Annotated in this window: 13 protein-coding genes; 7 read left to right on the forward strand and 6 right to left on the reverse strand. The window is 71.3% G+C overall.

What is annotated here, in order from left to right:
* Positions 1–10: 10 nt before the first annotated feature.
* From BM109_RS21765 to BM109_RS21775, 3 genes are all read right to left on the reverse strand, one after another.
* Entirely contained in the window at positions 11–1,606 is a 1,596-nt protein-coding gene (locus tag BM109_RS21765) for a hypothetical protein (protein ID WP_093346958.1), read from the reverse strand.
* A gap of 11 nt (positions 1,607–1,617) precedes the next feature.
* Positions 1,618–4,008: a type VI secretion system Vgr family protein gene (locus BM109_RS21770; protein ID WP_093346961.1), complete on the reverse strand. Its 2,391-nt coding sequence runs from the start codon at positions 4,006–4,008 to the stop codon at positions 1,618–1,620.
* A 324-nt stretch (positions 4,009–4,332) separates the two neighbouring features.
* The gene (locus BM109_RS21775; protein ID WP_093347291.1) at positions 4,333–5,304 is read right to left on the reverse strand and encodes a GlxA family transcriptional regulator; all 972 of its coding nucleotides are present in this window, start codon (positions 5,302–5,304) and stop codon (positions 4,333–4,335) included.
* Between the two features lie 113 nt (positions 5,305–5,417).
* Here BM109_RS21775 and BM109_RS21780 point away from each other — a divergent pair, with 113 nt between their 5' ends.
* Entirely contained in the window at positions 5,418–5,723 is a 306-nt protein-coding gene (locus tag BM109_RS21780; protein WP_256222703.1) for a DUF3817 domain-containing protein, read from the forward strand.
* Entirely contained in the window at positions 5,720–6,145 is a 426-nt protein-coding gene (locus tag BM109_RS21785; RefSeq protein WP_093346963.1) for a CopD family protein, read from the forward strand. Before BM109_RS21780 ends, BM109_RS21785 begins: the two co-directional genes overlap by 4 nt.
* Here BM109_RS21785 and BM109_RS21790 read toward each other — a convergent pair.
* Positions 6,135–7,040, reverse strand: coding sequence for a LysR family transcriptional regulator (locus BM109_RS21790; protein WP_093346966.1), 906 nt, complete (start codon positions 7,038–7,040; stop codon positions 6,135–6,137). The two genes, BM109_RS21785 and BM109_RS21790, sit on opposite strands and share 11 nt — an antisense overlap.
* Before the next feature lie 118 nt (positions 7,041–7,158).
* On the opposite strand from BM109_RS21790, the gene BM109_RS21795 reads away from it, so the two are divergent.
* Positions 7,159–8,028: an NmrA family NAD(P)-binding protein gene (locus BM109_RS21795; RefSeq protein WP_093346969.1), complete on the forward strand. Its 870-nt coding sequence runs from the start codon at positions 7,159–7,161 to the stop codon at positions 8,026–8,028.
* Positions 8,025–8,276 carry a DUF2798 domain-containing protein gene (locus tag BM109_RS21800; protein ID WP_093346974.1) on the forward strand — a complete coding sequence of 84 codons (252 nt, stop codon included), beginning with the start codon at positions 8,025–8,027 and terminating at the stop codon, positions 8,274–8,276. Before BM109_RS21795 ends, BM109_RS21800 begins: the two co-directional genes overlap by 4 nt.
* Positions 8,277–8,299: 23 nt before the next feature.
* On the opposite strand, the gene BM109_RS21805 is transcribed toward BM109_RS21800, so the two are convergent.
* Entirely contained in the window at positions 8,300–8,935 is a 636-nt protein-coding gene (locus BM109_RS21805; protein ID WP_093346978.1) for a cysteine hydrolase family protein, read from the reverse strand.
* Between the two features lie 115 nt (positions 8,936–9,050).
* Here BM109_RS21805 and BM109_RS21810 point away from each other — a divergent pair, with 115 nt between their 5' ends.
* From BM109_RS21810 to BM109_RS21820, 3 genes are read left to right on the forward strand one after another with little or no spacing between them, the layout of a single operon-like run.
* Positions 9,051–9,983, forward strand: a complete 933-nt coding sequence (locus BM109_RS21810) for a helix-turn-helix domain-containing protein (protein ID WP_093346981.1) — start codon at positions 9,051–9,053, stop codon at positions 9,981–9,983.
* Between the two features lie 20 nt (positions 9,984–10,003).
* Positions 10,004–10,378, forward strand: a complete 375-nt coding sequence (locus BM109_RS21815) for an iron chaperone (RefSeq protein WP_093346983.1) — start codon at positions 10,004–10,006, stop codon at positions 10,376–10,378.
* A 60-nt stretch (positions 10,379–10,438) separates the two neighbouring features.
* Entirely contained in the window at positions 10,439–13,366 is a 2,928-nt protein-coding gene (locus BM109_RS21820; protein WP_093346985.1) for a hypothetical protein, read from the forward strand.
* A 48-nt stretch (positions 13,367–13,414) separates the two neighbouring features.
* On the opposite strand, the gene BM109_RS21825 is transcribed toward BM109_RS21820, so the two are convergent.
* Positions 13,415–13,684: a hypothetical protein gene (locus BM109_RS21825; protein WP_093346988.1), complete on the reverse strand. Its 270-nt coding sequence runs from the start codon at positions 13,682–13,684 to the stop codon at positions 13,415–13,417.
* Positions 13,685–13,722 lie beyond the last annotated feature (38 nt).

A 13,722-nucleotide genomic window follows, 5' to 3' on the forward strand; every position in this document is an offset into this window, starting at 1 on the left:
TCGGCGCCCTTCAGGCGGCTTCGACGAAAGGTTGCGGATCGGGCAGGCGCGCGAACGCGGGCGGCTCGCGCCATTCGCCGGGCGCGAGGTCCAGCGGATGCTTCACGTGCGGCAGCCCGCTCCAGACCGGGTCGAGCCACTGGCGCCCCATGGCGACGACGGTGCGGAACACCTCCTCGCCGCCTTGCACCAGCTGTTCGCGCTCGCGCAGCTGGCCCTGGAACAGTTGCTCGTAGCGCTGCACCAGCTGCGTCTCGATCGCCGCGATGGCGCTCGGCGGTGGATGGGTGCCGAGCCGATGGCCCGCGAGATCCGCCTCGACCAGGGCCGCGCGCGCCTCGCGCTCGTAGGCCGTGGCGCATTGCGCGATGCGCTCGCAGCGTCGGGGGTCCTGCAGCGCGAGCATGTCCTGCAGCAGTTGCGGCACCGTGCTGTTCGGCCGGTCGGCGTCGGCCATGGCGCGCGCCTCGCGCACGCCGGCCAGCGCCGAGGCCCAGGCCCGGTCGCGCTCGCCGGCCCCGAGCCAGGCCTGGGCCGCGGCGCGCTGGCCCTCGACCGCGAACAGGCTGTTGGGCACGCGGCGGGCCGCTTCGGCGGCCTGCTCGAAGGCATGGGCCGACTGCTTCATGTCGCCGGCCGCGGCCCATGCGCCGCCTTCGGCCATCCAGCCCTGCATCAGCAGCATCGGGCCCATCGGATTGCCGGCCTGCGTGGCCTGCGCCGCCGCGGCGCGGGCCTGGCGGTAGCGCGCGACCGCGCGCGCGACGTCGCGCGCCTGCAGCCAGGCGCCGCCCACCATCACGTCGAGCACGGCGCGCTGGTCGGACCAGCCGTTGCGCGTGGCCAGCCGCGCGGCGCGTTCGGCGGTCGCTTCCACGGCGGCCGCGTCGCCGCGGCGAAGCAGCACCAGCATGTCGGCATAGAGCTGCCGAAACAGCGCGGCCCCGCCACTCCCGCCGCCCGCCTGGGCCGCGATCTCGCGCGCGGCCTCCAGGATGTCGAGCGGCGCATCGACCACGCGCACGACGCCCGCATGCCGCTCCACCAGCGGCTGCCAGGCGCGCGAGTCGCTGTCGTCGACCAGCACCAGCCGCAGCAGCCCGGCATCCTGTGGCGGCACGGGCGCCTGCATCGCCGCGTCGAGCCAGCGCTCGAAGCAGGCCGCGTCGCTCACGCCACCCGGTTGCAGCACGACCGACAGCCGCTGGCGGCGCAGGTGACGCGCCAGCGACAGGCCGGTGTCGACGAAGCCGGCGGCGCTGTCGCGGCCGGGTGCGTGTTCCTCTTCCCAGGGATCGGTCACGCCCTGCTTCGCGAGCTGCGGCCGGTTGTGCAGGAAGGTCTCGATCAGGGCCTGGCGCAGCTCGTGGCTGTAGCGGTAGCCGGTCTCGAAGGCCGCGTCCAGCCGCAGGAAGAGGTCGGGCGTGGCGTAGTCGCTGTCCACCATCTGCAAGGTGAAGAAGGCATCGAGCATGCGCTGCGAGTCGGGCGGCAGCCGCAGCACGACCGCGCGCAGCGATGCATCGTCGGTGCGCTCCCACCACAGGTCGTGGAGCCGGGCCATGCGTTTTTCGACCGGGTTGCGCACCGGTGCCGCGGAGGACATCGATGCGGCCCTCAGCAGTTCAGGAAGATCTTGGTGCCGTTCACCGTGACGCCCGAGGCATCGAGCATCAGCGTGGCGCTGCCCGCGCGCAGCACGATGCGCCCCGGCGTGACCTCCACCGCCGTGCCGTCGACATCGAGCACCACGCTGGTCGGGCTCGCATGCGTCATGGCGCCCGAGGCGAAGGTATCGAGCGTGCCGCCCTCGGCGCTCACGCCCACGCTGCCCGAGGCCACGGCCGAGAAATCACCGCCCTGCGCCAGCAGGCCCATGTTGAGGGCGGCCGTTCCGAACAGGTTGGCGGCCGAGCTGGTCAGCGAGACGTCGCCCTGCGCGGTGGCCGAGGCCGGGCCGGCCGGCACGTTGAGCGTCATCGCGTCGTTGTAGGTCGCGGCATGCGAGCGGGCCGAGACCTTGTAGGCCTGCCCGATGGTGGTGGTCTGGCCCAGCGTGACGTTCCACAGGTCGTTGTCCTGCGCCGTGACGGTGCGGGCCTGGGTGACCGTCAGCGAATCCGTGCCCGTGACCGAGGTGGTCTGGTTGCCCGTGACGCTGGCGGTGCGGTGCGCCTTGGCGATGTGCGTCTGGTCGCCCGTGACCGTCAGGGTCTCGGTGCCGGTGATGGCATGGCTGCGGTTCGACTTGACGGTGACCGCCTCGTCGCCGTCCACGGTCTCTTCGCGCTGGCCGTGGATCGTGATCGTCTCGTTTCGGTCGACGGTCTTGGTGCGGTCGTTCTTGATGTGGTGGGTCTCGTCGCGCTCGACGGTCTTGTTGCGGTCGCGGCCCACGGTGTGGACCTCGTCGTTCTCGACCTCGAGCAGCTGGTCGCGCTCCGCATGCAGCCAGAGCTGCTCCTCGCCGAGCTTGTCCTCGAAGCGCAGCGCGTTCGCGTTCGCGGCGTTGCCGCCTTCGGAGCTGCGCGACAGCAGGCCGCTCTGGGTCGCATTGGCGGGCAGGTCCCACGGCGGCATGTTGTCCGCGTTGTAGACCCGGCCCGTGATCAGCGGGCGGTCGGGGTCGCCGTACTCGAAGTCGACCACCACCTCCTGGCCCACGCGCGGGATCTGCATGCCGCCGAAGTTGCTGCCGGCCCAGGGCGAGGACACGCGCACCCAGCACGAGCTGCTCTCGTCCTTGCTGCAGTAGCGGTTCCAGTGGAAGCTGAGCTTCACGCGCCCGTACTGGTCGGTCCAGATATCGCGGCCCGCGGGGCCGGTGACCACCGCCGTCTGCGGGCCCGTGGTGCGCGGCTTGGTCGCGTCGGGCGTGGGGCGGAAGATGTTGTTCGCCGGCAGCACCTCGAACTCGACCCGGCAGCGGAACTCCTCCAGCCCCGTCGCGTCGCCCGCTTCCTGCAGCGACAGGCGCGCGGCGGTCACGAGGTAGTCGGCATTCGCGCTGTCCTGCGGATGGTCGGTCAGCGTGAAGCGGTAGCCGGCCGCCAGGCCGCGCAGGTTGCCCGCGCCGCTGGCGACCTGGCCGGGGGCGCCGGTCTCCTCCATCCGTGCGCGCGCGATCTGCTCGCCGTCGGCCTCGGCCGCGTAGTTGCCCGGCCAGGCGAACACTTCGCGCGTCGCATGCCGGGTGCGACGCGGCATCGCCTTGGTGCGCAGCAGGTCGGCCTTGGGGCGCGTGAAGTCGAAGTCGCCCGTCACCCACTGGCCGCTTTGCAGCGCCTCGGCCAGCTGGAAGTGATGGCAGTGCTCCTCGTTGGACGAGGCCTCGGCGGCGCTGAAGGGAATGCGCTCGTAGCCCCCGGCGGGGAAGGGACCGTGCGCCTGCATGTCGTCGACGATCACCAGCGTGTGGCTGTTGGCCGCGTGCTCGAAGTAGTAGTAGAGGCCCCACTCGTGCAGCAGGCGACTCGCGAAGTCGTAGTCGGTCTCGCCGTACTGCACCACGAACTCGCGCGGCGGATAGCTGCCCGTGGCGCGGATCGAGAGCGCGAAGCCGTAGGCCCCGAGCACCTCGTCGACGATGTCGAGCACGTTCCTGTTCTGGAAGATCCGGAAGTCCCGCGAGCGCTGGGCCAGACTCAGCCACGACTCGATGACCACCTCGTAGAGCGCGCGCCGCTGCTCCAGGCGCAGGAAGCGCGCCCGGGTCACCAGCCCCGAGAGATGGCGCTGCTGCTGCGCGCCGCCGGGCCGGCCGTCGAGCAGGATGTGCACGCCGAACTCCTCGCCGATCAGGGGCTTGAGCTTGACGTTCGCGGCCGAGCGCACATCGATGGCGCTCGACGCCGGCGTGGTCAGCGTGAGGGTGTAGCGATAGGGGCGGCTCAATGCTTCCTCGCCCTCGATCAGGACGGGTTCGAGGGCGGCCACCCCATCGAGCATGGGCATGGCATCGGAGGTCGCGGTGATCTTGCGGCCCCGGCTGGAGGCGGGCGTGGGCATGGAACTCCCTGAAGCGAAACGTGAAGGGCGACGACAGGAGCGGACCGTCTCCCGCATGCAAAACCGAGCACTGTAGAGAAGCTCGTGCCGCTCAACCGTAAGAAGCTGCAACCAAATTGCAATGGCGACACATCCATTCCACTACGTTCGGCGACGGATATCAGTCGAAGGTTCGAAGGAAGGCCTTCGTTTGGCCACATGGCATCGAACCGGGGGTGCAAACGTTTCCGCTCCGGGCGGCACTCTACTGCCGTTTGGGCCGGCCGAAGACGCGACTACTAGGATTCGTAGTCGCGCGCCGATGCACCGTCGGCGCCGCGGAATTCAGGCCTTCGGCCCCGCGCCGAAGCTCTGCCGGTACGCGCTGGGACTCACGCCCGCCACGCGCTGGAACTGGGCCCTGAAGTTCGCCGCCGACCCCAGCCCGACCTTGGCGACGATCTGCTCGATGCCCAGGCGCGTGCGCTCCAGCAGCTCTTGCGCGCGGCGCACGCGCGCGCGGATCAGCCATTGCGCGGGCGAGACGCCGAACTGGTCCTGGAAGCGCCGGTTCAGCGTGCGTTGGCTGCTGCAGGCCTGGCGCGCGAGCTCGTCGAGCGACAGCGGCCGGTGCAGGTTGCGCTCCACCCAGGCGAGCAGCGGCTGCAGGTCGCGCTCGGCGGGCAGGTCGAGCGGCTGGATGAACTGGGCCTGGCCGCCCTCGCGGTGCAGCGGCACCACCGACAGCCGCGCCACGCGCGCCGCGACGGCCGCGCCGAAGTCCTTGCGCACCATGTGCAGGCACAGGTCCAGGCCCGCGGCCGCGCCCGCGGAGGTCAGGATCTGGCCGTGGTCGATGTAGAGCACCTTGGCATCGACCTCCACCCGCGGATGAAGCTCGGCGAGCAGCGGCGCCGCGACCCAGTGCGTGGTGGCGCTCAGCCCGTCGAGCAGCCCGGCCTGCGCCAGCACGAAAGCGCCCGAGCAGATGGAGGCGATGCGCGCGCCGCGTGCCGAGGCCGTGCGCAGTGCCTGCAGCACGGCGCGGCTGATCGGTGCCGCGGGATCGGCGATGCCGGGCACGACGATGGTCTGCGCCGCTTCGAGTACCGAGAGCCCGTGCCGGACCGTGAGCGTGAAGCTGCCGTTGTCGAAGGACTTCCGTTCGCCGCAGACGGCGATGCGGTAGCAGGGCTGGCCGGGCGCGAGTTCCGCATGGCCGAAGACCTCGCAGGCGCTCGCGAGATCGAAGGCGATGAGGCCGGGCAGGGCGAGCACGGCGAGCCGGTGCGGTGTGTTCGGGGCACGGGATGTCATGGCGGCGGATTCTTCCATGGTTGGCGAGAAACAGTCGAAGCTTGTCAATCCGGCCACTTTCGCTTCGGGCAATGCATGGGGAGACTACGGGGGTTCCCGTCATGGAGTTGCTCTTGCTGTCCCGAGCCCTGCGCCTTTCCCGTCTCCGGCTTTTCTGCCTGCTCGAAGCCGCCACGCTGCTGATCCTGCTGCTGGTCGCGGTGCCGATGAAACACCTCGCCGGCCTGCCCTGGGCCGTGAGCCTCATGGGGCCGCTGCATGGCCTGGTCTTCCTGGGCTTCTGCTGGAAGGTCGTGAACGCGGCGACGCTCGAGGACGTCTCCCAGCGCATGGGCTTCAAGCTCGTGCTCTTCGCCTGCCTGCCGGGCGGTGGCTTCTACAGCTGGAAGCTGCTCGACCGCGAGCCGGCCTCCCCATGACCTATCTGTGGCTCAAAGCGTTGCACCTGGCCGCGGTGCTCGCCTGGACCGGCGGCCTGCTGCTGCTCGGCGTGGCGGCCGCCGCGCTCGGCCGCTCGGGCAGCGTGCTGCTGCCGCACGAGAAGCGCATGGGGCAAGCCTTCCTGCGCTGGGACCGCCGCGTCACCGTGCCCGCGATGGTCGCGACATGGGGCCTGGGCATCGCGCTCGCAAGCCTGGGCGGCTGGTTCGGCGCGGGCTGGCTCTACGCGAAGCTGGTGCTGGTGTTCGCGCTGTCGGGACTGCACGGCGTGCTGTCGGCTTGTCTCAGAAGGCAGCTCGAGGGCACGAACACCCGCGAGCGCGCATGGATCCGGATCAGCCCGGGACTGTGCGTCGCGGCGCTCGGCGGCATCGCACTGCTCGTCGTGCTCAAGCCTTGAACCCGGGCTCGAGCGAAGGCAGGTTCTGCGCCGCGAAGTCCGCGAACAGCTTCGCGCGCGCGAAGCTGCCCCGGGCCGCGGGCCACACCGCATGCACCGGAACCCTCGGCGACTCGAATTCGGTCAGCACCAGCTCGATGCGGCCGCTCTCGAGCAGATGGCGGATCTGCCACAGCGGCGTGAAGCACAGTCCCAGGCCGTTCGCCACCGCGGCATAGAGCGAAGCGGTGTTGTCCGCCCGGAAGCGTCCCGAGACCTTCACCCGCCGCGGCCGGCCATCGATGGTGAACGGCCAGTTGGCGTCGTTGCCGTGGGTGGTGCGCACCAGGCATTGGTGATCGACCAGGTCCTCGGGGCGTTGCGGGCGCCCGTGCCGCGCGAAGTAGTCGGTCGCGCCGAACACCACGAGCCGCAGGTCGCCGAGCCGCCGCGCCGCCAGTTCGGAATCGGGCAGTTCGCCGATGCGGATCGCGAGGTCGATGTCGCCTTCGATCAGGTCGACGAAACGGTCGGAGGCGGTGAGGTCCACCTCGATGCCTGCGTAGCGTTGCATGAACGCGCCGATCAGCGGCACGACGAAGGCCGGCGCGAACTGCACGGGCGCGGCCACGCGCAGCAGGCCGCGCGGCGCGCTCGACTGGCTGCTCGCCTCCGCCGCGGCCGCGTCGAACTCCGCCAGCGCGGCCTGCACGCGCCGGTGGTAGGCCCGTCCCACCTCGGTGGGGGACGACTGCCGCGTGGTCCGCCGGATCAACTGCACGCCGATGCTGCGCTCGAGCACGCCCAGCGAACGGCTGATGGACTGCACCGAGCGCCCCAGCTGGCGAGCCGCGGCGCTCTGGCTGCCCAGCTCGACGATGGCGACGAAGGCGCGGATGTCCTGAATCTGGTCCATGGATTCTTCCGTTCTGGATGAAGGTCTTTGGCGGCCGCCGTGGATTCACGCGTGCGGTGGTCGTCCCTATCTTCGGGACTCCGCGGCCTGGTGCCGCTCATCGATCGAGGAATCATCCATGGAACAACATAGACCCACGGTGCTGGTGGTCGGCGCCACCGGCCGCGTGGCCGCGCTCGTGGTGCCCGCGCTGGTACGGCGGGGTGCCACGGTGCGCGCGCTGGTGCGCAGCGAATCCGGCCGGCGCCAGGCGATCGGCAACGGCGCCGCCGAAGCCGTCGTTGCCGACCTGCGCGATCCGCCGAGCCTGCGGCGCGCGGCCGCGGGTGCGGACGGCGTGTTTCACATCGGCCCGGCCTTTCAGGCGGACGAAACGCAGATGGGTTGCAATCTCGTCGCCGCCGCGCAGCAGGCCGGGGCGCGCAAGTTCGTGTTCTCGTCGGTGATCCAGCCGACGCACGTCACGCTCGCGAACCACGCGAGCAAGGTCCCGGTGGAGGCCGCGCTGTTCGAGTCGAAGCTCGAATACACGCTGCTGCATCCCGCCAACTTCTTCCAGAACCTGCGGGGCGCCTGGCCCGGCATGGCGCGGGACGGCGTCTTCGCGGAGCCCTACCCGGTGCACACGCGGATCGCGCGCGTGGACTATCGCGACGTCGCCGAGGTCGCGGCCATCGCGCTGACCGAAGACCGGCTGGCCTACGGCTCGTTCGAGCTGTGCGCGCCCGGCCGCTTCAATCCGCAGGAGATCGCCGCGATGGCCGGCGAGGCGCTCGGCCGGCCGGTGGCGGCGCGGGAGCTGGACTTCGAAGGCTGGGTCGAGCGGACGCGCCCGCCCTATGACGCGCGCCAGTTGCAGCTGCTGTCGAAGGTCCACGCGCACTATGCGGCGCACGGGCTCGGCGGCAATGCCCTCACGCTCGAGGCCATCCTCGGCCGCGCGCCGCGCACGCTGGCGAAATACATCCGCGAGCTGGCCGCCGCATGAGCCGCGGCCTCCGGAAACTGCCGGCGCGCTGCGCGGGCATCCTCATGCCGCTGCTGCTGTCGGTCTTCATGTCGTGCATCGTGGCCGGCATCGCGACGCTCAAGAGCGTGGGGCTCAGCGAAGAATGGCCTCGAATGTGGATGGGCGCCTGGGGCGTCTCGTGGCTGGCCGCGTTTCCCTCCTTGCTCGTGCTGCTGCCGGTGGTGCGCCGCATCGTCGCGGCGACCGTGCAGAGCCCGCCGCGCTGACCGACGCGCAAGGCCGCGAAGGCTCAGCGATCGATCCGCGCGACGAACTCCTCGCTCGTCATCACGTGCGCGGTCGAGAAGGCCAGGATGGTCAGCGTGGCCTGGTGCACCGCCTCGGCCGGCATCGCGCCCTGGCCCACGTCGGGGTAGTCGAAGGTGCCGGTCGCATCCGACAGGAAGGCGACCTTGTAGTTGCGGAACATCGCGTCGCGCGCCGTCGCATGGCAGCAGTTCTCGGTCGTGGTGCCGGTGATCGCCACGGTGTCGATGCCCCACTCGCGCAGGATCAGGTCGAGGTCGGTCGCGAAGAAGCCGCTGTAGCGGTGCTTCTTGACCACGTGCTCGCCCGCGGCGGGTGCGAGCGCCGCGAAGATCTCGCTGCCGGGCGTCTCGTCGACCAGCGCGCTGCGGTCGGCGATCGGGCCGTAGAGGTCGTCGTACAGGCCCATGTCGCAGCCGTCGCGCCGGTGCACGTGGGCGGTGTAGATCACGCGGATGCCGCGCTCGCGGCAGGTGGCCAGCGTGCGCGCCAAGGTCGGCACCATGGCCGCGGCCTGGGCGGAGCGCAGCTGGGCGCCCTCGGCGACGAAGTCGTTCTGCATGTCGACGACGATGACGGCGGTGGTCGCCGGATTGATGCGATCGATCTGATAAGGCATATTGGCCCCTCGGTGGGTGAGTCGGATGGTGGCGGGTGCGGCGATCTTGGGTCGCGCCGGCCGTCCGCGCTGGCCCCGGCTTGCCAAGCTTTGTTCTCCACCTGCCATCCATTCCATGAAAACCCTGGTCGAACCCGGCGACAGCTTCGAGAAGTGGCACCAGGTCACGTGCCGCAGCTACTCGGTCACGCAGTGCGCGAACGCGCCGGGCGGCGCGGCGTTCCGCGCCAGGGTGTCGCAGCGCGGGCTCGGCGCGCTCGCGCTCAACGAGATCGAGTCGAAGCTGCCCGGCGCGGCGACGATCCGCGTCACGCGCGGCGCCACCGACATCCGGCGCGATCCGCGCGATGAATTCTTCCTCTGGTTCGCGCTCGGCGGCAACACGCGCTTCAGCCAGGACGAGCGGCGCGTGAGCATGCGCCCCGGCGACATGGTGCTGCACGACCAGTCGCGTCCCTTCAGCCTCGAGTTCGGCGAGTGGTCGCATGCGGTCATGGTCGCGATCCCGCGCGCGCTGCTGACCAGCCGCATCGGCGCGGCCGACGAATTCGTGGCCCGGCCGGTCGGTCGCGAGGCCAAGCTGGCCGCGCTCGCGGGATCGGTGCTGCAGCAGTTGATGGCGCTGCACGACGATGCGCCGCCGGCGCTCGCGCAGGCCGCGATGGACATCTGGTCGACGGCGCTCGAGGCGGAGCTCGCGCCCTCGCAGGTCGAGGCCGGCGCGCGCGACGGGCGCCTGGCGGCCGTGAAGCGCTACCTCCGTGCCCGGCTCGGCGACCCGACGCTCGACGGCGAGACCATCGCGCGCGACTGCCACCTGTCGCTGCGCACGCTGATGCGGCTGTTCGCCGCCGAGGGCACCACGCCCGGCCGTTGGCTCTGGCAGCAGCGGCTCGAGGCCAGCTACCGGGCCCTCGCCGAAGGGCGCGTGCGGCAGGTGTCGCAGGCCGCGCTCGAGTTCGGTTTCACCGATCTCAGCCATTTCAGCCGCGCCTTCAAGGCGAGGTTTGGCCGGTCGCCGAAGGACGTGCAGGGCAAGGGCGGTTGAGCCCGCGACAGGGGAACGAAATGGCCAGCAAGACGCCCGCCACGGTCGACGACTACATCGCCGCCGCCCCGCCCGAGGCCCATGCGCACCTGCGGCGCCTGCGCGCGCTGCTGCGGCGCGTGGCACCCGAGGCCCAGGAGGCCATCAAGTGGGGCACGCCCTTCTTCATCGAGCCGCGCTTCCTGTTCGCCTTCTCGGCCCACAAGGCCCACCTGGGCTTCGCGCCCTCGGCCGCGGCGCTCGAGGCGTTCCGCAAGGAGCTGGCCGGGCACCAGACCACCAAGGAGCTGCTCAAGGTGCGCTACGACGAGCCGCTGCCCGAGGACCTGATCCGCCGCATCGCCGAGCACCGGCTGCGCGTGGTGAAGGCACGCGAGGACGATTCGTTCTGGTGAAGCGCGGGCCAGCCGGCCGGCGGCGAGAATGAAACGCAGAGCCCCAGCCAGGACACGAGATTGCACGACATCGATCGCCCGGACCCTTCGCCTCGCTTCGCCAACCCTTCCACCGCCGCATCGGCCCTCGCGGAGGCCGAAGCGCTCGTCGCGCGGCTGCTGCCGCTGAGCACGCCCGCCGACAGCGCCTCGCCCGACCTGCAGGAGCACCTGGCCTCGGCCTGGTTCCGGCAGGTCGAGGCACTGGACTCGCTCGGGCGCACGGCCGAGGTGGTGGCGGTGGCCGATGTGCTGTGCGCGCATTTCGAGCCCGGTGCGCGCGATGTGCTGGCGCCGGTGTTCGCACCGGTCGCGGCCTGGCCGTGGATCGCGCGTGCGCAGTGCGAGAAGGCCCGCGCGCTGGCTGCGACCGGCCACGCCGAGGCCGCGCTGGGCCTGCTGCGGGAAGTGCAGCGCCGCTTCGAGCAGGCGCAGTCGCTGGCGCTGCGCGAATGGATCGTCGCCGCGGGGCTCGAGGAGGCGAGGCTGCGCGCCGCCGGTGGCGCGACCTTCGCGCGGGTCGACATGGTGCGGCATTGCGAGGACCTGGCGCGGCGCTTCGGCGGCGACGACTGGCCCGCGACGCGCGTGCTCGTGGCTCGCGTGCGTGCCGCGCAGGCCCGGATGCTGGCGGAGCTCGACTACCACGAGGAGGCGCTGAAGCAATACGCGGCCCTGCATGACGACCTGCAAGCCGTCGACGAGCCCGCGCTGAAGGCGCAGGCCGCCGAAGCGTTGCATGCCCATGCACGCCTGCTCGAGACTCTGGGCCGCAACGAGGAAGCCCGTGCGCTGCTGCGCACCCTGATCGACGCCCATGCCGAGGCCGCCGAGCCGGACCGGCGCCAGACCCTCGCGCTGGCGCGGACCGACCTCGCGCTCGCCTTGCAGCGCGACCTGCTGCGCGGCGCGCAGGACGAGGACCTCGAGGAGCGCCTGCTCGCGGCCTGCGATGCCGTGCTGGACCCGCATGCGGACAGCGAAGACGCCACCGTGTTGCGTTGCGTGAACCGCATCCTGCGCGTCAAGGCGCAACTGCTGCGCGACCGCGAAGCCGAACCCGACGACGAGGACCGTGCCGACGAACTGGCCGAATGGCAGTGGTCGCGCTATGCCGGGCAGGCCGATGCGCAGGTCCGCAAGGAACTGCTGCTCGCGATGCTCGACCAGCTGGTGCCGCTCGACGACCCGGCGCGCGAGCTGGCCGGCTACCGCCGCCTGCTCGAACGCTTCGGCGACGACCGCAGCGCGTTGCTGCAGCCGCAGCTGGCACGCACGCGCCTGCTCGAGGCCTGGGCGCTGCGCGCGCTCGACCGTGGCGACGAGGCGCTGTCGGCGCTCTCGGAACTCGATGCGCTGCATGCCGAGTCCGCCGATGCCTACACGCGGCTGCAATGCGTGCACGGCCGCATCGAGCGCGCGCGGATCCTGGAGGCCCGTGGCGATGTCGAAGGCGCCCTGCGCGCGCTCGAAGGCTGGACCGAGGCCCGCGGCGCGGAGGACACGGCCCTGCGCCGCGCCATCGCGCGCGCCATGGACCTGCGCTGCGACATCCTGCGGGCGCGAGCGCCCGCCGCGCATCCGCGCCCGAACGGCAAGGACGAGGAGGGCCGCGCGATCGAGGTCGCCGTGACCGAGGCCGAACATCGTTTCGCCGCGGCGGTCGATGCGCTCGTCGCGCGCTTCGCGAAGGACCCCGCCGAGGACCTGCGCACGATCGCGGTGAAGGCGCAGTACGCGCTCGCGGCCCATTGGCGCGGGCGCCTGCAGTTCCAGCGCGCGGTCGATGCCTACGCGGCGCTGGTGCAGGCCTTCGCGGCCGACACCTGCGCCGAGGTCGAGGGCGTGGTCGCCAGCGCCTACCTCAACCAAGCCTATGCACTGATGATGCTGCTGGAGCGCGAGGCCGACGCGCTGCCGGTCTACGACGCACTGCTCGCGCGCTTTCCGAATGCCACCGGCGCGGCGATGCGCGACACGCTGGCCAAGGCCGCGGCCAGCCGGCTGACCTGCCTCAACCGGCTGCAGCGCCAGGGCGCGGCGGTGAACTACGGCGACCAGTACGAGGACCTGACGCTGGCGCAGCGCGATGCGATCGACGCCACCATCGAGCGCGGGCGCGTGCTGGCCGTGGAAGGCAAGCACCGCGAGGCCATCGCCTGCTACGACGAGGTGCTGCAGGCCCATGTCGAATCGCTGCACCCGGAGCTGCGGCGCCATTACCTCGACGCGATGGTGCGCAAGGGCTACAGCCTCGGCTGCCTGTCGCAGCGCGAGGCCGCGCTGGCGGTCAACGACGAGGTCATCGCGCGCTACGGCAACGAGCTCTCGACCTCGGCCGAGAAGGACGTCGCGCTCGCGATGTCGAACCGCGCGGTGCAGCTCGACAAGCTCGGCCGCCGCGCCGAGGAGCTGCAGACCTACGACGCGATCATCGTGCGCTGGGCCCGCTCCGACGTGGCCTACCTGCGCGAGCGCGTGGCCAATGCGCGCTATTGCAAGGCGATCACGATTGCCGACACCGACCTGGATGCCGCGCTCGCGCTCTACGGCCATGTGATCGACACCTGCCTGCGGGCGCCCGAGGTCGCGCTGCGCACCTATGCCGCGAAGTCCAGCGTCAACCGCGGCGTGCGCCTGCGCAAGGCCGGCCGCTACGAGGAGGCGGTGGCCTGCTGCGAGGCGCTGGTGGAGGCCTGCGGCGAAGAGGCCGACAAGGGCATCGCGGCCCAGGTCGTGAAGGCGCGCATCGGACTCGCGCGCAGCTATGGCCACGTGGGGCAGGTGGAGCGGCAGGTCGAGACGCTGGAACTGCTGCTGGCCTTGCCCGCCGGGAAGATCGACGAGGGCTTGCGCACCGAGTTGCGCGCGGAGTACCAGCAGCTGCGGCCGTCGCCGCTGGTCAAGGCGGCGCGGGCGCTGGGCGCGTTGTTCGCCCCGAAGAAATGAGCCACCACCGTTCGGGCCGAGCTCAGCCCGAACGGTGGGGGTATCGCATCAATCCCCGAACTCGCGCGTCGTGCGCGGCGCCTCGGCCGCCTGCTGCTCCAGCGACTGCCGGTACTTCACGCAGCCGCGCATGAACTGCGGCCAGGCCGGCACCGCGATCGCGGGCGGCGTCTTCTCGGGCAGCAGCGACCACAGGTCGGGGTGGTGCCAGCACAGGTCGTGGCCGGTGGCATCGCGATGGCGGCGCACGCCCTCGCGCAGCTTCCGGACCTCGGCGATCAGGTCATCGCGCGACAGGGTGTCCAGGTCTTCGTCCATGAACGGCTCCTTCCGGATGGGGGAGGCTTCAAGCTAGC

This window comes from Variovorax sp. PDC80, from assembly GCF_900115375.1.
Classification (GTDB): Bacteria; Pseudomonadota; Gammaproteobacteria; order Burkholderiales; family Burkholderiaceae_C; genus Variovorax.